At 33.1% G+C, this 23,027-nt stretch carries 16 protein-coding genes and 2 tRNA genes; 11 read left to right on the plus strand and 7 right to left on the minus strand.

Features of this window, described 5'->3' with window-relative positions:
• Window positions 1-50 precede the first annotated feature (50 nt).
• Both bshC and DPN68_RS05410 read right to left on the minus strand, forming a co-directional pair.
• On the minus strand, window positions 51-1,649 hold the full coding sequence (bshC, locus tag DPN68_RS05405; protein ID WP_113988628.1) for a bacillithiol biosynthesis cysteine-adding enzyme BshC: 1,599 nt from the start codon (window positions 1,647-1,649) through the stop codon (window positions 51-53).
• 81 nt (window positions 1,650-1,730) lie between these two features.
• On the minus strand, window positions 1,731-5,819 hold the full coding sequence (locus DPN68_RS05410) for a DUF7948 domain-containing protein (RefSeq protein ID WP_113988629.1): 4,089 nt from the start codon (window positions 5,817-5,819) through the stop codon (window positions 1,731-1,733).
• Between the two features lie 109 nt (window positions 5,820-5,928).
• Here DPN68_RS05410 and DPN68_RS05415 point away from each other — a divergent pair, with 109 nt between their 5' ends.
• The 5 genes from DPN68_RS05415 to DPN68_RS05435 all read left to right on the plus strand — a co-directional run bounded on the left by DPN68_RS05415 (window position 5,929) and on the right by DPN68_RS05435 (window position 13,579).
• Window positions 5,929-8,136, plus strand: a complete 2,208-nt coding sequence (locus tag DPN68_RS05415) for a B12-binding domain-containing radical SAM protein (RefSeq protein ID WP_113988630.1) — start codon at window positions 5,929-5,931, stop codon at window positions 8,134-8,136.
• Window positions 8,137-8,636: 500 nt separating this feature from the next.
• Entirely contained in the window at window positions 8,637-9,122 is a 486-nt protein-coding gene (locus DPN68_RS05420) for an acetyl-CoA carboxylase biotin carboxyl carrier protein subunit (protein WP_113988703.1), read from the plus strand.
• A gap of 155 nt (window positions 9,123-9,277) precedes the next feature.
• On the plus strand, window positions 9,278-10,717 hold the full coding sequence (locus DPN68_RS05425) for an acetyl-CoA carboxylase biotin carboxylase subunit (RefSeq protein WP_113988704.1): 1,440 nt from the start codon (window positions 9,278-9,280) through the stop codon (window positions 10,715-10,717).
• Between the two features lie 115 nt (window positions 10,718-10,832).
• Window positions 10,833-12,374 carry an acyl-CoA carboxylase subunit beta gene (locus DPN68_RS05430; protein ID WP_113988631.1) on the plus strand — a complete coding sequence of 514 codons (1,542 nt, stop codon included), beginning with the start codon at window positions 10,833-10,835 and terminating at the stop codon, window positions 12,372-12,374.
• A gap of 80 nt (window positions 12,375-12,454) precedes the next feature.
• Window positions 12,455-13,579, plus strand: coding sequence for a C40 family peptidase (locus DPN68_RS05435; RefSeq protein ID WP_113988632.1), 1,125 nt, complete (start codon window positions 12,455-12,457; stop codon window positions 13,577-13,579).
• A 35-nt stretch (window positions 13,580-13,614) separates the two neighbouring features.
• Here DPN68_RS05435 and DPN68_RS05440 read toward each other — a convergent pair whose 3' ends face one another.
• From DPN68_RS05440 to DPN68_RS13095, 5 genes are all read right to left on the minus strand, one after another.
• Window positions 13,615-13,851 (minus strand): YdcH family protein, encoded by a 237-nt coding sequence (locus DPN68_RS05440; protein WP_113988633.1) that lies wholly within the window; start codon window positions 13,849-13,851, stop codon window positions 13,615-13,617.
• A 77-nt stretch (window positions 13,852-13,928) separates the two neighbouring features.
• Window positions 13,929-14,315, minus strand: coding sequence for a hypothetical protein (locus DPN68_RS05445; protein ID WP_113988634.1), 387 nt, complete (start codon window positions 14,313-14,315; stop codon window positions 13,929-13,931).
• 5 nt (window positions 14,316-14,320) lie between these two features.
• Entirely contained in the window at window positions 14,321-15,625 is a 1,305-nt protein-coding gene (gene rimO, locus DPN68_RS05450; protein WP_113988635.1) for a 30S ribosomal protein S12 methylthiotransferase RimO, read from the minus strand.
• Window positions 15,626-15,834: 209 nt separating this feature from the next.
• Complete coding sequence (locus DPN68_RS05455; protein ID WP_113988636.1) at window positions 15,835-17,334, minus strand: OmpP1/FadL family transporter; 1,500 nt, start codon at window positions 17,332-17,334, stop codon at window positions 15,835-15,837.
• A 46-nt stretch (window positions 17,335-17,380) separates the two neighbouring features.
• Window positions 17,381-18,340, minus strand: a complete 960-nt coding sequence (locus DPN68_RS13095) for a hypothetical protein (RefSeq protein WP_133256569.1) — start codon at window positions 18,338-18,340, stop codon at window positions 17,381-17,383.
• A 99-nt stretch (window positions 18,341-18,439) separates the two neighbouring features.
• Here DPN68_RS13095 and proS point away from each other — a divergent pair, with 99 nt between their 5' ends.
• The 6 genes from proS (at window position 18,440) to DPN68_RS05490 (ending at window position 23,022) form a co-directional block, all read left to right on the plus strand.
• Complete coding sequence (proS, locus tag DPN68_RS05465; RefSeq protein WP_113988638.1) at window positions 18,440-19,918, plus strand: proline--tRNA ligase; 1,479 nt, start codon at window positions 18,440-18,442, stop codon at window positions 19,916-19,918.
• Window positions 19,919-20,015: 97 nt separating this feature from the next.
• Window positions 20,016-20,087 (plus strand) — tRNA-Glu (locus DPN68_RS05470).
• 33 nt (window positions 20,088-20,120) lie between these two features.
• Window positions 20,121-20,192 (plus strand) — tRNA-Glu (locus tag DPN68_RS05475).
• Window positions 20,193-20,347: 155 nt separating this feature from the next.
• Window positions 20,348-20,599, plus strand: coding sequence for a 30S ribosomal protein S20 (gene rpsT, locus DPN68_RS05480; protein WP_113988639.1), 252 nt, complete (start codon window positions 20,348-20,350; stop codon window positions 20,597-20,599).
• A 144-nt stretch (window positions 20,600-20,743) separates the two neighbouring features.
• Window positions 20,744-22,540: a translational GTPase TypA gene (typA, locus tag DPN68_RS05485; RefSeq protein ID WP_113988640.1), complete on the plus strand. Its 1,797-nt coding sequence runs from the start codon at window positions 20,744-20,746 to the stop codon at window positions 22,538-22,540.
• A gap of 44 nt (window positions 22,541-22,584) precedes the next feature.
• Window positions 22,585-23,022, plus strand: a complete 438-nt coding sequence (locus DPN68_RS05490) for a hypothetical protein (RefSeq protein WP_239987023.1) — start codon at window positions 22,585-22,587, stop codon at window positions 23,020-23,022.
• Window positions 23,023-23,027 lie beyond the last annotated feature (5 nt).

Here is a 23,027-nt window from a genome sequence, read left to right on the forward strand (position 1 = left end):
AATGAATCTTAATATGTATTTTATCGAATATTTAGGTATTTCGTCGATTTTTATTGTTTGATAAATGTGAAAATTTGCGAAAACGGTAATGTCTCTTGTTTTATTTTTCTTAATAATTCATCAGTGCCAATTTCCATTGCAATCTCAGAAAAGTTTATTTGACGTTCTTGTAAGCTATTGTTTGGAAATAATTCACTTTGAATTAAGATAATTTTTTCCAATTGTTCTTTTAGTTTTCGTTTTTCAGCCTTTAGCAATCTTTTTTCTAAGTTTTCTAAACCTTTGATTTGTTTCACTTCTTGTGCTTTTACGGCTCCAATAAACGATTTATCAGTTGCATTTGCAATTTGATATAATTCTTTAAATTGATGGCTTAGTTGTTCTTTTTGCTTCGAAAAATCAATTTCAAAAGCAGATAATTCTTTGGTTTTTTTATTGAGTAATTCGTTTTGTTTTAAGAACAAATCACTCCATTGTAAACCAAGTTTGTTTAATTTTCGCTCTTGCTTTTCGGAATAAATGACTACTGAATTCCTCAATAATAACATTGGAAAGGAAATCGCATTCGCCTCAAAGTTTATTTTTAGTTGTAACCAATATGCCAATTCGCCACCGCCACCGATGTAACACAAATTAGGTAAAATCACTTCTTGGTATAACGGACGTAAAATTACATTCGGACTAAAATTTTGTGGATTTTTATCTAATTCGGTTAAAATTTCACTTTCTGAAAAGCTAAGTTTTGAATTATTGACTTTGTACAATCCATTTTCAAAAACAATTCGTTCTCTTAAATTTTCTTGGATATAAAATAAATTGATTTCTCTTGGGTTGACTTGAACCTCATAATTTTTTTCTGCCAAAACAGCATTGGTTTTGGTTACCAATTCAAAAGAAGTTTGCTTTAATAACTCTTTTTTTGCAAAAGGAACAAATAGTTTTTTCAAGTTTGTATCATCACCATCAAGTATTACTAAACCATCATTTTTAAACAATTCGTTGGCTAAAAATCGGGTTGCATCAGCTAAATTGGAATGTTTTAGATATCCATTTTGATATAATTCTTTGAGTGCTGTGCTATTATTTCCAATTCCAAATTCTTGTTCAATTATATTAAAAACAGTTTCTAATCCTGAAGTATTTAATCTACCAACAGGACCATGACTTTCCTTTCTCCATTGGATTTTTTTTCCTTTAAATTTAAAAAAGTTAATTTCATCAAAATCATGATCTTCAGTTGCCATCCAATAAACAGGGACAAAATTATGCTCTGGATAAGCGTTCTTTAATTCCTTACAAAGGTTAATTCCCGAAACAATTTTGTAAATAAAGTATAAAGGCCCAGTAAATAAATTTAATTGATGTCCAGTAGTGATTGTAAAGGTTTTAGCCTCTTTTAAAAGTTGGATATTAGTTGCAGTTGCTTCCGAAATTTCAAAATTCTTATACTGAAGTTCTAAAGAGCTTGCCAAAACTTCGCGATTTTCACTAGGAAAATTTTTATTCTTCTCCTCCAACTGTAATTTAAAATTTTCAATTGTTGGAAATCGGTTGTATAACGACTTTATTTCAGATTTTTCATCTAAATAGTCCACAATAAGATTAGAAAAATATCCAGATTTTTGATAAGTCACACAGTCGCTTGGCATATTAGCAATTATTTTCTGCTAAAATACTAAAAATCTTTGTTTATTAATTGCCTTTAACAAAGGGTTAGGATTTGATGATGATTATCTTATTAGACTAAAATGACCTTTATATTCTTTTCCATTTTCCCTGATTACAACAAACCAATAATCCGTTGAAGGTGAATCAATATTGTTAAATTTTCCATCCCAACCCATTGAATTTGGGTAAAATTCGAAAAGGAATTTACCGTATCGATCAAAAATTTTAACTTTTAAATTAGGTTCGTTCTCAGAAAATTTGATTTTCCAAAAATCATTATAACCATCACCGTTTGGAGTGAAGAATTTTGGATACATCAATAAATAGATGTCTTCAGATGAAATTCCACATCCATTTTTATCTCTAACATAAACGGTATATTCTCCATTTTCTAATCCGTAAAAAGTATTGTTGTCTTGAAAATCAATTCCGTTTAAAGAATATTCATAGTTGCCAAAGCTATTAGAACCCAGTAAAACAGAAATCGTATTTTCATTTTGAGTCCAATCAGAAGTTATGATTTCAGAAATGGTCCCAATGTTCGAGTTTATAACGGTAAAGTTTTTGGTTGATGAACATGTAGTGGTTCCATGATTTTTTGAAACGGTTACTGAGTGATTTCCTGATTGTGAAATAGTAATTGAGGAACTTACTTCATTTGTTGACCATAAATAAGTATCAAAACCATTGCCAGCATTTATTGTTATAGTTTCACCTTCGCAAATTGGCATAATATCATTTATATTCAAAAATGGTTTACTTACTAACTGTAATTCTAATGTTACAATTTGGAAGCAAGTGTTTGGCGATTCAATTCGAACATAAAATAGATTATTTCCAATAGATAAATTATAATTGGAACTATTTTGCACTTCATCTGAGACTAATTGGTTTTGAGCGCCGTTTAAAGAATAGTAATATTTAAAAACATTTCCAGTTGAAGATATTAGAAATGAATTGTAATTGGAAAGGTTAACTGTTTCAATTCCATTATTTAAATCATCACAAATAGTTTCTGAATAATTGATAGCATTTAATGTATTGATTAATTGCATTGAAATAGCAAGTCTTGCCGGACTTTCACAACCATTTATAGTTTGAGAAGCGTAGTAAGTAACTCCATTTTGTAATAGAGTAGAAGTTGGTAAAATTGTATTTCCAGTCAAACTATCATACCAAATAATATCTGTTCCAGTAATGGCTATACTATTTAAAGTAGCATTTTCGGCACTACAAAAACTTTGATTTTGGTTTCCTGTTGGAGCAGGAGTATTTTGAATATTCACTAAAACAGGAACTCTAGCGCTTTCACAACCGTTTATTGTTTGTGAGGCATAATACGTTACTCCATCAAGTAATAATGTATTAGTTGGTAAGACTGTTCCATCTGTTAAAGCATTGTACCAAGTAATATTTTGTCCTGTTATAACAATATCGTTTAATGTTGCGTTTTGCTGGATGCAGAATTGTTGGGGAGATGTATAAGATGGTAATGCAACTGATGAAATCGTAACATTTTGTGTTTGAGAACTTGAATTTCCGTTTCCATCATCATAGTTCCAAGTAATGGTGTAATTTCCAGGATTAGTATAGCTTAATGGATTTGTTGTGGTTCCGATTATAGTGCCAGAACAATTATCAATAGCGGTTGGTATTGTTGAAATTATGGTATTACAATCTCCAGTAATTAAAGGTAGATTTGAAATTGTTGGTATAGGCGCTTCAAAATCTCCAACAACAACATTTAAAGTCACAGTATTATCACAACCATTAGATGTTCCAGTTATAGCACAAGAATACTGTCCACTGTGAATAGTATTTGCATTTAAAATAATAGGATTTTGCTCTGACGAAGTAAATCCGTTTGGACCTGTCCATGAATAAGTGGTTCCTCCATTAGCGGTAAGTTCTAGATTATTACCAATGCAAACGGGCGAATTTGATAAGGCAAAAGTAGATGATTGGCAGTCTAGAAATCTTACTAGAAATCTACCTGGTGATGAATTTGGGAATTCTTGAAACGAATTTTGTGTTGATATCCCATTTGTACTATAAGAATATCCATAAATATTGATTCCACCAATTTTATCAACATTAATTCCTTCACAATAGTCAGTACTATTTCCTCCAAAATAGGTTCCCCAAATTCTTAATCCATTTTTGTTAAATTTACTTATAAAAACATCTGCAGTTGAGTTTAAAAATTCAGAATATGAACCAATGGTAGAAATGTTATTTGTACTCCAAGTAGATCCAGATAAATAAATTTCATTATTGTTGTTAATAGATATATTACTTTTCCTATTCTCTAAATTTGAACCTCCATAATAGGTGCCCCAAATGATTAAACCATTTTGATTGAATTTTGCTAAATATGAATCATTAACACCGCCTCCAAAATTTTCTTGATGTGAATTAGGAGTAGAAATAAAATTATTACTGTAGGTGTAACCAGAGATATAAATATTATCTTCAGAATCTATCTTTAAATCGTTATTAAATTCATATCCGTAGCCTCCATAATAAGTCCCCCAAATTCTATTCCCATTGGTGTCAAATTTTCCAATAAAAGAATCTTTATACCTCACACCTGTAGAAATATTATAACTTAAATTAAACTGATGTGTGCCTTGTGTAGAAATATATCCATTTCCATCAGTATCACCTGATATAAAAATATTTAAATTGGAGTCAGTATCTACTGCTCTTACTTCATTTAGCCCATAATAAGTCCCCCATATTAAATTACCATTTGAATTAAATTTTGCAATGTAACCCTCTCCTACGGTATTAGGATTAACCGGTTGAGTTCTTGTTTCCTTGAAACTACCAGATGTTGAAATACCTTGAATACTATATGTCACACCAACAATAATTACATTGTCGTTTTTGTCAATAGCTAAATCAAGTGGATATTCATTGCTTTCTCCTCCATAATAAGTTCCCCATATTCTAAAACCATTTAAATCAAATTTGTTAATAAAACAATCATTTTTAGAAGAGCCACTTCCAGTATCTACTCCATTTCCTGGATTGTATATTTGATTATGCGTGCCTAGCGTGGCAATATTATAGTAACTTTGGGTTATTCCTCCAACAACTAAATGATTGTCATTAATATCTGAAGTCATAATATAATCATGATATTCACCCCCTAAATAAGTTCCCCATATTCTTATACCTTGAGGAGAAAACTTAAAAATAAAACCATCTGTTTGTCCCTGAATTTGATTTTGAAAAGATCCAGCTGTAGCAATATTATTAGAACTTTTTGTTTCACCAGAAAAGTAAATAAAATTTAAGTAATCTGATGTTAATGATTTACCTAATGTATTACTCCCTCCATAATAAGTTCCCCACAGCCTAATTGGTACTGGATCAATTACAATAGTTTCATTAGAAGAATTGAAATCTCCTTCAAAACCATAAACATTCTTTTTTATTTTTTTATAATTGACTTTGATTTCACTTTTGTCATTTCCTTTTTCAGTCCAACTCATAGGAATGGTTTCTTCCATTTGACCAAATCGAAGATTCATTCTTATTTTGTTATCAATTAAGTCTGTTTTTCCACCTTCAATTTTAAGTTGAATATCAGAAATTTTTCCTCCTGGTTTTATAATAAAATTATATTCAACTACTTTTGTAGAATCACTTGGGATAAAAAAGACAGCATCAATATTATTGTAGATATTTTTATAGGTGACTCTTTTATATTTATGAACATTTGTAATACCTTCAGGTGCATGAATGACATTATAATAGTTGTCGTAATCTGTAGATTTCTCTTCGGGAATTAGTTTTGCACTTGCATTTGCATTTAAAAAAGCAAAATCGATTCGATGAAATTTGTATTCAATTTCAAATTCAGGTTCTTGGTTAATATTTACTAGATTGACAAAAGAATTTGTTTCTTTAATTACTTTCTTTGGATGCTTTTTGCTTTCGTAAACATCATAAGAAAAACCTTTTTCTCGTAATTGAACATTTAAACCATTTGTGTTTAAAAGATATTTTACAGAGGTATTAGGCTTACCTTTTTGGTCAACGATTTGTCCTTTGTTTTCAATGAAACCAATCGAGTTGTCTTTAACCTGACCAAATGTTAATGTAAAGAAAAATGAAAAAAAGAGTAATGATAAAATTCTCATGCAGAAAAATATTTCCACAAAAATAATAATTTAAAAGACATTGTATTCAAATTATTACAAATTAGCTTGAAATGATTTTTAATTTTACTTTTGCAAAAACAAATCAACCTTGAAAGATATTCTCTTAATCACACCACCTTTTACCCAACTGAATACACCGTATCCAGCAACGGCTTATTTGAAAGGTTTTTTGAATACCAAAAATATTTCGGCATTCCAAATGGATTTAGGTATCGAAGTGATTTTAGAACTATTTTCCAAAAAAGGTTTAGCCGAGATTTTCTGTCACATCGAGCGAAGTCGAGATGCTTCACCCATCACCCATCACCTATCACCAAATACCCAAAGAATTTATTCCCTCAAAGACGATTACATCAAAACCATTGATTCCACAATCGCTTTTCTTCAAGGGAAAAATCCATCTTTAGCACGTCAAATTTGCTCTGGAAATTTTTTGCCCGAAGCTTCTCGTTTTGAACAATTAGATGATATGGAGTTTGCTTTTGGTTCGATGGGAATGCAAGACAAAGCCAAACATTTAGCCACTTTATACTTGGAAGATTTATCTGATTTTATTGTAGAGTGTGTCGATGAAAATTTCGGATTTAGTCGCTATGCGGAACGTTTGGGAAGAAGTGCGAATTCGTTTGATGAATTATACCAAAATTTACAAAACGAATTGACTTTTATAGACAAAATCACAATCAAAATTCTGAAACAGAGAATTGAAGAAATACAACCAAAGCTAGTTTTAATTTCTGTTCCATTTCCAGGTAATTTATATAGCGCTTTCCGTTGTGCCCAATTTTTAAAAGCTAATTTTCCGAATATAAAAACAGCAATGGGCGGCGGTTTCCCAAATACCGAACTCAGAGAATTAAAAGATAATAGAGTTTTTGAATTCTTCGATTATATCACTTTAGATGATGGAGAATTACCTGTTGAATTAGTTTACGATTTTGTCACATCGAGCGAAGTCGAGATGCCTTTAAAAAGGACATTTCTTCTAGAAAACAACCAAGTCATTTACAAAAACAACTCCACTCGCCACGATTACAAACAAAGTGAAGTAGGAACTCCAGATTACTCGGATTTACTATTAGATAAATACATTTCTGTAATCGAAGTAGCCAATCCCATGCATAGTTTATGGAGCGATGGTCGTTGGAACAAACTCACCATGGCACACGGTTGTTATTGGGGAAAATGTACGTTTTGTGATATTTCTTTAGATTACATTAAAATATATGAACCCATTGCTGCCAAAATTTTGGTCGATCGAATGGAAGAACTAATCGCTCAAACAGGCGAAAACGGTTTCCATTTTGTAGATGAAGCTGCGCCACCAGCTTTAATGCGTGAAGTAGCTTTGGAAATTATCAAACGAAAATTAGTAGTTACTTGGTGGACCAATATTCGTTTTGAGAAAAGTTTTACGGCTGATTTGTGTTTATTGCTAAAAGAATCGGGTTGTATTGCAGTTTCTGGTGGATTAGAAGTGGCTTCGGACCGACTTTTAGAACTTATAAAAAAAGGAGTAACCGTTGAGCAAGTAGCACAAGTAACCCGAAATTTTACCGAATCTGGAATTATGGTTCACGCGTATTTGATGTACGGTTATCCAACTCAAACCATTCAAGAAACGGTTGATAGTTTGGAAATGGTGCGTCAATTGTTTGAATTGGGTGTTTTACAAAGTGGTTTTTGGCACCAATTTGCCATGACCGCGCATTCTCCTGTTGGAATGTTTCCTGAAGAATTTGGCGTAATTCCAGAACAAAATGAAATTACGTTTGCCAATAACGACATCAATTTCACAGACAAAACCGGAATTAACCACGATAAGTTCAGTTACGGATTGAAAAAATCGCTGTTCAATTATATGCACGGCATCTGTTTCGATTACGATTTACAAGATTGGTTCGATTTTAAAATTCCAAAAACTAAAATTCCTTCGGATTACATCTATAATTGCCTTCAAAAAGAACAAAATTTCAATACAAAACCTAATGCGAAAATCGTTTGGTTAGGAGGAAAGCCACAAACAGAAATTTTTACCAAATCCAAAAAAGGAAATTCATGGGAAATGATGAAAGTAACGTTTCACAGCAAAACTCAAAACTTTGATATTACAGTCAATGCGAATGAAGGTAAATGGTTGGTTGAAATGTTAGAAAAAGTTTCGGTTTATTCCAATAGTAAAGTGATTTTCTCCCAATTAAAAGCTGATTTTGAACAAGAATTAGAAGATTTTGAGTTGTTTTGGTATTCCAAACCAATGCAAACGCTAAGAAGTAGTATGTTGTTGGTATTGTAATTTTATTTTATAATTATCAAAATTATCAACATAATCAAATAGAATTTTAAAAAACTTAAATGATTTAATTTGTTTAGTTTTTTGGAATTTGGAATTTCAGATATTGGAATTTTATTTTCAGGAACACAGATTAGAGAAATTCTATAAATTGTTAAAATCTTTTATGAACTTTTCAACGTAATAAAATTAAACTTTGAAAACACTTCTATGACTTATATGTTTAAATTTTTTGGAACGCCGATAAAACGGATTTAACGGATTTGCACTGATTTTATTTTTTTGTCCGCTAAAGCGGAAGCAGATTGAAACAGATTTTTAACGTTGGAATTTGGAATTTTAATTATTGAAATTTGATTTTTGTGTTTGAACTTGAACTTGAATTTGTCCTTGACCTTGTTCTTAATTTTCCCAGCTAACTATATTTATTTTCCAAATTTATCTAGATTTTACTCTTTTAAAACAGTTCCTTTTTGTAAATTTACGGACTTAAAAAAATGAATATGAATGTAAATTACAAGCTTTTAGTTGCCAATGGACCCACGTTTGAAGTTTCAACTCAAGACCTTCAAAATTTTGATGCCATGCCAGTAGCGGAAACGCAATTTCATGTACTCAAAGACAACAAACCCTACAAAGCTGAAATTATTTCGGCCGATTTTATTTCCAAAAAATATACCGTTAAAGTAAACAATAACACCTACGAAGTGGCGATTTCTGATGCTCTAGATGAATTAATCAAAAGCATGGGAATTGAACGCGGTAGAACAAAAGTGGTAAATGCCATCAAAGCACCAATGCCAGGTTTAATTCTAGAAATCAACGTTTCAGTTGGACAAGAAGTAAAAGAAAACGATCCTTTATTAATTTTAGAAGCCATGAAAATGGAAAATTCGTTCCTTTCACCTCGAGACGGAATCATCAAATCTATCGCAGTCGAAAAAGGAAATGCAGTAGACAAAGGACAATTGTTAATTGAATTCGAATAAATAGTTTAGTTTCAGGTTTAAAGTTTAAAGTTTAAAGTTTAAAGTTTAAAGTTTAAAGTTGTGGGTTACATTATATGTAAATATAAATTTAAACTTGTGCACAAACTTCTTCAACCTGAAACCTCAAACTTGAAACAAAAATCAAGATGAAAGAAATTAAAAAAATATTAGTTGCCAATCGTGGGGAAATTGCCATCAGAGTAATGAAAACTGCGAAAAAAATGGGAATCAGAACGGTTGCGGTGTATTCTTCAGCCGATAGAAATGCGTTGCATGTTAAATATGCGGATGAAGCCGTTTTAATTGGTGAAGCAGCTTCGAATCAATCGTATTTACGTGGTGATAAAATCATCGAAGTTTGTAAAGAATTGGGAGTTGATGCCGTTCATCCAGGATACGGATTTTTAAGTGAAAATTCCACTTTCGCAGAAGCTTGTGAAAAAAACAACATCATTTTTATCGGACCAAAATCGAAAGCGATTGAAATGATGGGAAGTAAATTGGCAGCAAAAGATGCTGTTAAAGCTTACGGAATTCCAATGGTTCCTGGAACAGAAGATGCAATCACCGATATCGAAGCAGCAAAGAAAATTGCAACAGAAATTGGTTTTCCAATTTTAATTAAAGCGTCTGCTGGTGGTGGTGGAAAAGGAATGCGAGTAGTTGAGAAAGCAGAAGATTTCATTTCACAAATGGATAGAGCGATTTCGGAAGCAACTAATGCCTTTGGAGACGGTTCGGTTTTCATTGAAAAATATGTGACCAAACCACGTCATATCGAAATTCAAGTAATGGCAGATAGTCATGGAAATATTGTCTATGTTTTTGAAAGAGAATGTAGTATTCAACGTCGTCATCAGAAAGTAGTTGAGGAAGCGCCATCAGCAGTTTTGACCCCAGAAAAGCGCAAGGAAATGGGTGAAGCGGCTATCAAAGTAGCAAAAGCTTGTGACTATTTAGGTGCTGGAACTGTAGAATTTTTGATTGACGAACATCACAATTTTTATTTCTTGGAAATGAATACGCGTTTGCAAGTAGAACATCCAGTTTCGGAATTAATTTCTGGATTAGATTTGGTAGAATTGCAAATTCGTGTGGCTCGTGGCGAAGTGTTACCAATCAAACAAGAAGACTTACAAATCAAAGGACACGCCATGGAACTTCGTGTATATGCTGAAGATCCAATGAATGATTTCTTGCCTAATGTTGGTAATTTAATTAAATACCAATTACCTGTTGGTGAAGGTATTCGAGTAGATAACGGCATCGAAGAAGGAATGGATGTGCCAATTTACTACGATCCAATGCTTTCCAAATTAATCACGTATGGTGAAACGCGTGAAGAAGCCATCGAATTGATGATCAAAGCTATTGATAATTATTTGGTTGAAGGTGTGCAAACAACATTGCCTTTCGGAAAATTTGTAATGGAGCATGAAGCATTCCGTTCAGGAGATTTTGATACTGGTTTCGTGAAAGCCTATTACGATGCTGAAAAACTAAAATCAAAATTAGATACCGAAGCCGAAATAGCAGCAATGCTAGCGTTTCAACAATACGTAGAAGATCAAAAAGTGTTACGATTACCAAATTAAGAGTCTCAAAATATAGCCACAAAGTCACTAAGACTCGAAGTTTTAGTTTTTACTATAACTTTATAGATTAATAAAATTTTGTGTCTTTGCGCCTTAGTGGCAAAAAATATATAATATGGAAGATAAAATCAAAATATTAAACGATAAAATAGCTTTGGCCAAATTAGGTGGAGGCGAAAAAAGAATAGCAGCACTTCATGCTAAGAAACGATTAACAGCAAGAGAACGTGTCGAATATTTATTAGACGAAGGTTCGTTTGAAGAAATTGGAATGTTGGTGACTCACCGTACTACCGATTTTGGAATGGAAAAAGAAATCATTTATGGTGATGGAGTTGTAACCGGCTACGGAACTATCAACGGAAGATTGGTTTATATTTTTGCACAAGATTTTACGGTTTTTGGTGGTTCGTTATCTGAAACGCATGCTGAAAAAATCTGTAAAGTAATGGATATGGCGGTTAAAAATGGAGCACCAATGATTGGATTAAACGATTCTGGCGGTGCTCGTATTCAAGAAGGTGTTCGTTCCCTAGGTGGATATGCTGATATTTTCTATAGAAATGTTCAAGCTTCTGGAGTAATTCCACAGATTTCTGCGATTATGGGACCATGTGCTGGTGGAGCGGTTTATTCTCCAGCTATGACCGATTTTACCATGATGGTAGAAAACAACAGTTATATGTTCGTAACGGGACCAAATGTTGTAAAAACCGTTACTAATGAAGAAGTAACTTCAGAAGAATTAGGCGGAGCAGCGACTCATGCATCAAAATCAGGAGTTTGTCATATTACGTCTCCAAATGGTATTGAATGTTTAGAAGACATCAAACGTTTGTTGAGTTATATGCCTCAAAATAATAGAGAAACTACACCAAAATTACCTTTTGTATTGCAAGATGAGGTTCGTGAAAAGTTAGATACAATCGTTCCTGATAGTGCCAACAAACCTTACGATATGCACGAAGTTATCAGCGGAATAATTGATGAAGATTCGTTCTTCGAAATTCATAAAGATTTCGCTGAAAATATTATTGTAGGTTTCGCTCGTTTAGGTGGAAGAAGTATTGGAATTGTTGCTAACCAACCTATGGTTTTAGCGGGTTGTTTGGATGTAAATAGTTCCATTAAAGCTGCACGATTTGTTCGTTTTTGCGATTGTTTCAATATTCCTTTATTGGTATTGGAAGACGTTCCAGGTTTCTTGCCAGGAACCGATCAAGAATGGAATGGAATCATCACACATGGAGCTAAATTGTTATATGCTTTCAGTGAAGCTACTGTGCCAAGAGTTACTGTAATTACGAGAAAAGCATATGGTGGTGCTTATGACGTAATGAATTCAAAACACATTGGTGCAGATTTAAATTTCGCTTGGCCAAGTGCTGAAATTGCCGTAATGGGAGCAAAAGGAGCTTCGGAAATTATTTTCAAAAAAGAAATTAGCGAAGCGGCTGACCCAGTAGCTAAATTGGCAGAAAAAGAAGCAGAATATGCGGAGTTGTTTGCTAATCCATACACAGCAGCACAACGTGGATTTATTGATGAGGTTATTTTACCAAAAGATACAAGAAGAAAATTAATAAAAGCGTTTAGTATGCTAGAAAGCAAAGTAGTTGATACGCCAAAGAGGAAACATGGAAATATTCCATTGTAAAAATAAAATAATGTTAAACTCTCTAGTAAAATAGGGAGTTTTTTTTATCTTGCACTTTCATATAGGTTAAGCCATTCATTATGATTTTTAAAAAACAGTTATTTTTTCTTTTTTTCTTTTCAGTTACATTCGTTTTTTCTCAAGAAACTATCAAACACAAAGTGGTTTCTGGGGAATCAATTTATGCAATTGCGAAAAAATATAAAGTTACGGAAGCTGATATTTACCAATTAAACCCTAAGGTTAAAGATGCTGTTTTACAGTTGAATTCAATAATACTTATTCCGAATAAGAGCAAAAATAACAAGCAAAAAGCGAAAGATGTTGTAGGAGTAGAAGAGCACATTGTTCAAAAAGGAGAAACACTTTTTAGCATTTCAAAAAAGCACAATATCAGTATTGGTAAACTAAAAGAAAGAAATCCGAATTTAAATGATAGAGGATTGCAAATTGGTGCAAAAATTAATTTAAAACCAATTGAATCTTCTCAAGTCGCAGTAGCTTCAACAACGAATTCAATTGGTAATGATGTTGATTTTCATATAGTTCAACCCAAAGAAACTAAGTTTGGTATTGCAAAAAAATATGGTTTAACAATTACAGAATTGGAAGCGTTGAATCCTGAGATTGTTTCTAATTTACCTGTTGGTTTTCAATTGGTGCTAAAAACAGGAATTGCTAATTCAAAACCAAATGAAATAGTTGTTCAAAATGAGAATTTGGTAAGTGAAGAAGAATCAGAAGATGATTCTTTAGCCGTTTTTGTTGAAGAAACAGATACAAAAGAAATTGTTGATGTGACTCCAATGTCTTTAGATAATACCTTTAAAGCGGATTTTATTATATCAACGGCTTCTCAAAATTTAGGAACGCCATACAGAAGTGGCGGAACAAGTTCAAATGGTTTTGATTGCTCAGGATTGGTATGTACCACTTTTGAGAAAGCGAATGTGAAATTGCCAAGATCTTCTCATGAAATGGCAAATGTTGGTATTAAAATTCACAAATCAAAAGCACAGAAAGGCGATTTGATTTTCTTTAGAACTAGAGGAAGTAGAATTAGCCATGTAGGTTTAATTACTGAAATAACCGAAAACGATATTAAGTTTATTCATTCCTCAACTTCTTCTGGAGTAATAATTTCATCCATCAATGAGGAATATTACAAGAAAAGATTTGTTCAAATAAATAGAGTTTTGAATTAAATAAAATAACCGCTTTAGTAGCGGTTATTTTATTTTTAATTGTTCGATAGAAAGTTGAAAATTTCATCCTTTAATCGCACTCTTTCTGTTCTTAATTGATTCAGCGTTGCATCAGAAGAAGGTTCTGTGTCAGTTTCAATTCTGTAGATTTCATGATCCAATTCGTCGTAACTTTCAAAAAGTTTTTTGAAGTGCGCATTGTTCATTTTCAAATCATGAATTTTTTCTGTAAATTCTGGAAAATCTTTAGTTAAATTGTGTCTGGTAATCATATTGAATTGGTTTTAATGTTTCTCAAAATTACCAATAGATTACCGTTTATTTTATGACTTATATCATGTGAAGTTTGCTATTTTTTCTTTTTTTTGTTCTCACCTGAAAGCATTGCATTGTATTTGCTTTTTTGTTCTTCAGTTAAGATTTCAAAAAGTTTGAATTTAAATTTTTCGGCTAGTCCAATTAACAATTCCGATTTCTCTTCATTTTTTAAAGATTCTGCTTCTTTTACCTCTTTAGCAGACTTATTAAAGTCAGCAATTAAATTTTTTGCTACAGCTTCTTGAAAGCCATCTAAATTCAATTCTTTATTAAGTTTTGTTAGCGTTTCATCATTTATTTCTTCAATATTTTTCTGCTTATAATGTCTTTTGTATTGCCCTTGTCCAACTCTTCTATCGACCTGAGAATAGGATGATAATGAAAATAAAGTAACTAAAAGTAAAAGTAATGTCTTCATAATGATTAATTTATTGGTTCCGCATACAAATCAAACTCTGTTGCGTCAATGATTTTTAAATTTACGAAATCTCCAGTTTTTAAATAAAACTTTGTGGCGTCAATTAAGACTTCATTATCTACATCTGGACTATCGAACTCTGTTCTACCTACAAAATGCGTGCCTTCTTTTCTGTCAATTACGCATTTGAAAACTTTGCCAATTTTTTCTTGATTCAGATCCCATGAAATTTGTGCTTGAATGTCCATAATTTCCATAGCACGTTGTTGTTTTACTTCACTTGGAACATCGTCAACTAAAGAATAAGCATGTGTATTTTCTTCATGCGAATAAGCAAAGCAGCCTAAACGCTCAAAACGCATTTCTTGAACCCAATTTTTTAAAATTTGAAAATCTTCTTCGGTTTCTCCAGGATAGCCTACAATTAAAGTTGTTCGAATAGCCATTTCAGGAACTGCTTTTCTAAAATCTTTTAATAAAGTAGTGGTTTTTTCATACGTTGTTCCTCTTCGCATTGATTTTAAAACACTATCTGAAATATGTTGTAACGGAATATCAATATAATTACAAATTTTAGGCTCGTTTTTCATTAATTCCAATACTTCCATAGGGAATCCAGTTGGGAATGCATAATGCAAACGAATCCACTCGATGCCATCCACCTTTACTAAAGCTTCTAATAACTCGGCTAAATTTCTTTTTTTGTATATATCTAATCCATAATAGGTTAAATCTTGGGCAATAAGAATCAATTCTTTTACACCATTTTTAGCTAATTTTGCTGCCTCAATAACCAAATTTTCAATCGGAGTAGAAACATGTTTTCCTCGCATTAAAGGAATGGCGCAAAAACTACATGGCCTGTCACATCCTTCAGAAATTTTTAAATAGGCATAGTTTTTCGGGGTTGTGGTTAAGCGTTCCCCAATCAATTCATGTTTGTAGTCAGCGCCTAATGCTTTTAACAAAAGTGGTAACTCAGTTGTGCCAAAATATTGATCAATATTCGGAATTTCTTTTTCTAAATCAGGTCTGTAACGCTCGCTTAAACAGCCAGTTACAAAAACCTTGTCTACCAAACCTTGTTCTTTTTTATCAGCATATTCTAAAATAGTATTTACCGATTCTTCCTTTGCATTATCAATAAAACCACAGGTGTTAATTACAATAATGTTGCCTTCTTGTTCATGTACAACTTCTTTGCCATTCGCCTTTAATTGCCCCATTAAGACTTCGCTGTCGTAAACATTTTTAGAACAGCCCAGAGTAATTACATTGATTTTATTTTTCTTTAACGATTTGGTTCTCATGCTTTTAAATTTGAGGTGCAAAATTACACAAAATTATTAGTAGAAGCACCAGTACTAGGCGTTTTTTTAATTGTTCGTCATCTAGGGCTATGTTGAAAGGCCGCTGTCTGCTTTACAAGGTGTTGCTCCCATCGGGGTTAGAAGTTGAGGTTTGGGCATAAAAAAACCACTTCGATTACAAAGTGGTTCTTATAAAAAAAAATATTCTTTTAAAAATTAATTGAATACGTAACTGTAATATTGTTGTTCGTGTTTTTAATTCTTGCAGTATCGTTCATTCCTGAGCTAATTAAGCTTTGGTTGAAAAAGCGCTGACTGTTTGCAAAAGATAAATCTAATCGACTTTCACCAAAATTGTAGCCTGCTCCAAGTGAAAATCCGGTTAAATCACTTATATAATTTGAAGTTTTATAAGGACTTTGTTCGTATCTGTATCCAGCTCTTAAACTTGTTTGTTTAATTCTATACTCTCCTCCAATTCTTACTTCAACGGCATTTGCAAGTTCTTGATTCATTTGGTTGTTCAAATTTCTGTATAACGGTTCATTAGAAGGGTTAAATTTTGTTGTGCTATAATCTTTGGATGCAATATCAGCACTTATTAAGCCTTTGTTTCCAAAAATATAAGCTGCACTTCCAGTCCATTTACTTGGGGTTTGTAAGCGATAAGTTGGATAAAGATTCAAAACATTTGGGTTAAACCTGTCGAAAAACTCATCAGCTCCATCAGTAGAATAGGCAGAAATAGACTGACTTAACTCGTCATTTAATCGGTACCAAGTAGGGGATTCGTAGGCTAAACCAACTCTAAATTCTTCAGTAACTTTGGCAATCGCACCTAAGTTAAATGAAAATCCTCTGCCATAAGTGTAAATTTGGTTATTAAACACCATTTGTTGAACACCTAAATCGGGATTATTGTTGTTGCTTTCATATACTGATGAATTTTTAACATAATCTGTAAAATGCACATTTAAGTTCATTCCTAAAAAGATTTTGTCTTTATAAGCCGAGGCAAAATTGGCGCTTACTTTTCCGTTAAAACCATTGGTTGTTTGAAAATATTCTTGATAATAATTACCTCCTGCAGGTACATTTGAGACATAAGCAGTATTACCAGGGTCACTATTGTCTACAGGGTCAAAAAGGTAGGCTTGATAGCCTAAAAAAGCTTGTTGCGCATTAAAACCAAGATTGCCGTAATTTCCGTTATCTAATACATTTAACGGAACACCTTGAGCGAAGTTTAAAAAGTATTGTCCAATGCTGTTGTTTGAATTTACACCAGCACTAAAAATAGAATTGTCAAAATTATTGGTGTTTTCATAATTTAATGCAAAGCTTAATTTTTTCCAATTACTTTCTTCTCTTGTATCATTAAAAATAAAAACAACTCCAACTTGGTTAAGGTCTAATGTGCTGAAATTATCTTTAGTGTTAGTTCCAAAGTAATTAGAATTAGTTCTTTTATTGTTGTTGGTAGCCGTAAAACTGGCAAAATTGTTGTTAAAAAATAACGACCCAGCAGGATTAATTGCAATAGAGGATAAATCTCCGCCCAATGCACCAAAAGCCCCACTCATTCCTCTAAATCTTGCCGTCCCATTCATGTCATCAATGGCGTAACGAAGTGCGTCTTGTGAGGTTAATTCTTGGGCAAAAGAAAAAGAACCACATAAAGCTAAAATAGTTATATATATTTTTTTCATATGTATAATTTTAAATCAAAAAAATTAAAATGTAATCAACGAATAATTATCCTCTTCCGCCTCTTCCGCCACCGCCACCAGAGCGACCGCCACCTCCACCAGAGCTACCTCCAAAACTTCCACCTCCAGAACTTCTTGGTGTAGAAATTGTTCCACCAGAACTCCTTGGTGAAGGATTGTTTTGGTTTCTTGGAGTTGCATTATTATTGTTGCGAGGCGTGCTAGTGTTATTAGGATTAGAATACGTATTTCTTGGTCTGTTATTTCCTGTATTGTTTGTAGTATTGGTGTTGTTGTTTCTAGTATTACTTCTATTGAAGTTTACATTGTTGCTATTTCTGTGGTTATTTCTGTTTCCGTTGTAACCAGAGTTGTTACCTCTAGGTCCATTGTTGTAGGCTACATTTCTTCCATTACCATAAGGATGATTCCAATTATTCCAACCCCAACCGCCGCCATACCAGTTATTCCAGCCCCAACCGGCTCCGTACCAATTGTTCCAGCCCATTCCCCAGCCAGCGCCACCCCAGCCCATTCCCCAGCCATTCCAGCCCCAAGGACTATTCCATGAGTTCCAACCCATTCCCCAGCCCATTCCCCAGCCAGCTCCACCCCAGCCATTCCATCCCCAATTGTCATAATAATTGATGGTTACATTGCTAGCATTGTTTCCCCAACCCGCATAATTATTGGTGTTTTCGTTGTAGTTGCGGTCATAAACGGTAACAACAGTGTCACTTTCAGAGGTGTAATTATCAACATCGGTGAAGTATCCAAAATCATTTTGCATACTTCTAAATTGACTTGCATATCTTTCACCTGAAGCAGTTTGTTCTGGAGTTTGATTGTTATTTCTATTAATTGGTCTTTCAGGAGAGCCATAAACACCATCGTTATCGTAATAAGATGAATTTTGATAGGATCCGCATGAAACGACGAAGAAGCCTAAAATTCCAAGTAGTGGAAATTGGCTAAATTTGCTTAAAAATGTTAGTTTCGAATTCATAACGCGTTTTTTTATTGTTGGACATTACAAAAATAGTTAGTTTTGTCGAACTATTTAGTTAAAATAAAATTAAACAATTTTTGTGCCAAAACCTTAAAAATGAGCAAGAACTTAACAAAAAGAGCAGAAGATTATTCGAAGTGGTATAACGAATTGGTCGTAAAGGCTGATTTAGCGGAGAATTCAGGAGTTAGAGGATGTATGGTTATTAAGCCGTACGGTTATGCAATTTGGGAAAAAATGCAAGCAGAATTAGATCGAATGTTTAAAGAAACCGGACATAGCAATGCTTATTTTCCTCTTTTTGTACCTAAAAGTATGTTTGAAGCAGAAGAAAAGAATGCAGAAGGTTTTGCAAAGGAGTGCGCAATTGTTACGCACTATAGATTGAAAAACGATCCAGATAACAAAGGAAAGCTAATGGTTGATCCTAATGCAAAATTAGAAGAAGAGTTGATTGTTCGTCCAACTAGTGAGGCAATTATTTGGTCAACTTATAAAGGTTGGGTGCAATCCTATAGAGATTTACCATTATTAATTAACCAATGGGCTAACGTGGTTCGTTGGGAGATGCGAACACGTTTGTTTTTAAGAACAGCAGAATTTTTATGGCAAGAAGGACACACGGCACATGCCACACGTCAGGAAGCGATTGAGGAATCTGAAAAAATGATGAATGTGTATGCTGATTTTGCTCAAAATTTTATGGCAATTCCAGTTATTAAGGGATTAAAAACGGAGACAGAACGTTTTGCTGGAGCAGATGAAACCTATTGTATTGAGGCTTTAATGCAAGATGGAAAAGCTTTACAAGCGGGAACTTCACACTTTTTAGGTCAAAATTTTGCTAAAGCTTTTGATGTAAAATTTGCTAACCAAGAAGGGAAACAAGAATATGTTTGGGGAACATCTTGGGGGGTTTCTACACGATTAATGGGAGCGTTGGTAATGACACATTCAGATGATAATGGGTTGGTATTACCTCCAAATTTAGCACCTATCCAAGTTGTGGTAGTGCCAATTTACAAGACTGAAGACGAATTTAATACAATTTCAAACCAAGTGAGTGAATTGGTAGCTGCGTTTAGAAAAATTGGAATTTCTGTTAAATTCGATAATAGAACTACTCAAAAACCAGGATTCAAATTTGCGGAATGGGAATTAAAAGGAGTTCCAGTTCGAATTGCTGTTGGGCCTAAAGATTTAGAAAATGGAACTTATGAAGTAGCAAGAAGAGATACGTTGACTAAAGAAATTATTGCTAAAGATGGCGTTGTGAATTACATTCAAAATTTATTGGAAACTATTCAACACGACTTGTTTACAAAAGCTTTGAAATATAGAGATTCACATATAACTGAAGTAAATTCATTTGAAGAATTCAAAGAAGTATTGGAAACGAAAGGTGGTTTTATTGCTGCTCATTGGGATGGTACAGCCGAAACGGAGGAAAAAATTAAAGAATTGACCAAAGCAACTATTCGATGCATCGCTTTAGATAGAGTAGAAGAGGCTGGAAGTTGCGTATTTTCAGGGAAATCTTCTATTGGAAGAGTCTTATTTGCAAAGGCTTATTAAAAAAGACCAAAAAAAAGATAAAAAAAATTATTGAAGGTGTTGCAGAAATAAAAAATGTGTTTATCTTTGCACTCGCATTACAGAAATGATATGTGATGGCCCGTTCGTCTATCGGTTAGGACGCCAGGTTTTCATCCTGGTAAGAGGGGTTCGATTCCCCTACGGGCTACAATTTTTGAAATACTGAATAAAAAAGCTTAATGGCCCGTTCGTCTATCGGTTAGGACGCCAGGTTTTCATCCTGGTAAGAGGGGTTCGATTCCCCTACGGGCTACAAATTAGTTGTAAATAAGTTTTATAAAATAATGATTGGTGTCTCGGTTATTGTTTTATTAGTTAAAACCAAAGTGTTCGCCTAGGCGAATGTGGGAGGTTTTTCTTTTTTAACTAGTAGTTTATAACAATTATTACAATTAAAAAAAGAACAAAATGGCAAATCATAAATCTGCTTTAAAAAGAATTAGAAGTAACGAGAAAAAAAGAGTGTTAAATAGATACCAACACAAAACTACTCGTAACGCAATCAAAGCTATTCGTTTAGCTACTGACAAAGCTGAAGCGGCTGCTAAATTATCAACTGTAATTTCTATGATTGATAAATTAGCTAAGAAAAATATCATTCATGATAATAAAGCTTCAAATTTAAAATCTAAATTAACTAAACATGTTGCTTCTTTGTAAGTCAATGTTTAAAATATTTTAAAGCTCTCATTATGAGGGCTTTTTTTTTTTACATTAAATAATCATTATTTTAACTAAAGTGTTGATTACTATAGTGTTTTTATCAAAATAAAGATTACCTTTGCACCTTCAAAAAATTAATAAATGACTTCTATTAGAAACATCGCAATTATTGCACACGTTGACCACGGTAAAACTACTTTGGTTGATAAAATTATGTACCATTGTCAGTTGTTTCGTGAAAACGAAAACACAGGAGATTTAATCTTAGATAATAATGACTTAGAGCGTGAAAGAGGAATTACAATTACTTCTAAAAACGTTTCTGTAACTTATAAAGGAACAAAAATCAACATTATCGACACTCCAGGTCACGCCGATTTTGGTGGAGAAGTAGAGCGTGTATTGAATATGGCTGATGGTGTTTGTTTGTTAGTAGATGCTTTTGAAGGACCAATGCCTCAAACACGTTTCGTATTACAAAAAGCAATTGACTTAGGATTAAAACCTTGCGTTGTAATCAATAAAGTAGATAAAGAAAACTGTACGCCAGAAGAAGTTCATGAAAAAGTTTTCGACTTAATGTTTGAATTAGGTGCTACAGAAGAGCAATTGGATTTCCCAACGGTTTATGGTTCGGCTAAAAATAACTGGATGTCTGATGATTTCAGAAACCAAACAGATAATATTGAGCCTTTATTAGATATGGTTTTGGCAAATGTACCAGCTCCTAAAGTATCTGAAGGAACACCTCAAATGTTAATTACTTCTTTAGATTTCTCTTCATTCACAGGTCGTATTGCGATTGGTCGTTTAGAAAGAGGTGTTTTAAAAGAAGGAATGCCAATATCTTTGGTAAAAAGAGATGGTAAAGTAATTAAATCAAGAATTAAAGAATTACATACTTTTGAAGGTCTTGGACGTAAAAAAGTAGATGAAGTAGTTGCTGGAGATATTTGTGCAATTATCGGAATTGAAGGTTTTGAAATTGGTGATACTATCGCTGATTTTGAAAATCCAGAAGCGTTACAAACTATTGCTATTGATGAGCCTACGATGAGTATGTTGTTCACCATTAACGATTCGCCTTTCTTTGGTAAAGAAGGTAAATTTGTAACATCACGTCACATTAGAGATCGTCTGAATAAAGAATTAGAGAAAAACTTAGCGATGAAGTTAGGTGAAACGGATTCTGCTGATAAATTCATGGTTTTTGGTCGTGGAGTTCTTCACTTGTCGGTTCTTATTGAAACAATGAGAAGAGAAGGTTATGAGTTACAAATTGGTCAGCCACAGGTAATTATCAAAGAAATTGATGGTCAAAAATGTGAACCAATTGAAGAATTAACGATCGATTTACCAGAAAATCTTTCAGGTAGAGCGGTTGAATTCGTAACAATCCGTAAAGGAGAAATGTTGTCAATGGAAGCTAAAGGCGATCGTATGATTATCAAATTCAATATTCCATCTCGTGGAATCATTGGTTTGAGAAATCAATTGTTAACAGCTACTGCAGGTGAAGCTATTATGTCGCACCGTTACATTGGATACGAACCTTTCAAAGGAGCAATTCCAGGACGTAACAACGGTTCGTTAATTTCTATGGAAAATGGAAAAGCAATTCCTTATTCTATCGATAAATTGCAAGATCGTGGTAAATTCTTCATTGAACCGAATGCTGAAATTTACGAAGGTCAAGTAATTGGAGAGAACAGCAGAAGTGATGATATGTGTATTAACGTAACTAAGGCTAAAAAACAGTCTAACGTACGTTCATCTGGAAATGATGAAAAAGCAAGAATTATTCCGCCGATTATTTTCTCATTGGAAGAAGCTTTAGAATACATTCAAAAAGATGAATATGTTGAGGTAACCCCAAAATCTATTCGTTTAAGAAAAATTTATTTGACAGAAAACGACAGAAAACGTTTTAAAATATAATTAATTTGAATCCCGATGAAAGTCGGGATTTTTTATAAAATAGTATGATGGAAGTAAAATTAAAATTCGGAATTGACCAATTGCTTTTTGGAATGAAGCAAAAGGATGTAGAAGCTCTTTATGGCAAGCCAAGTTCCCAATATGTAGATGAGGAAGATAATATTGTTTATGTTTATAACCAACAAAAAATGCGTTTGACTTTTTATGATGAAGAGGAAATGCGTTTGGGATATATCATAGCGCAACATCCAAATTTGACTTTATTTGGTGAAACATTTATTGGAAAAACTTGGGAAGAAGTTAAATCGTTATTAGCTACAAATAAGATAACTAAGTTAGAAACTGAGTTGGTTGAAGGAACTGAAAATTATTTTTCTGAAGAGAATTGGATGTTCGTAAATGTTGATTATGGACAGGTTTTTAAAATTGAGCTAGGTGCTGTTTTCAAAGAAAAAGACGATGACTTTGATTGGAAGTTTTAAGTACT

This window comes from Flavobacterium tibetense (assembly GCF_003293845.1).
Lineage (GTDB): Bacteria > Bacteroidota > Bacteroidia > Flavobacteriales > Flavobacteriaceae > Flavobacterium > Flavobacterium tibetense.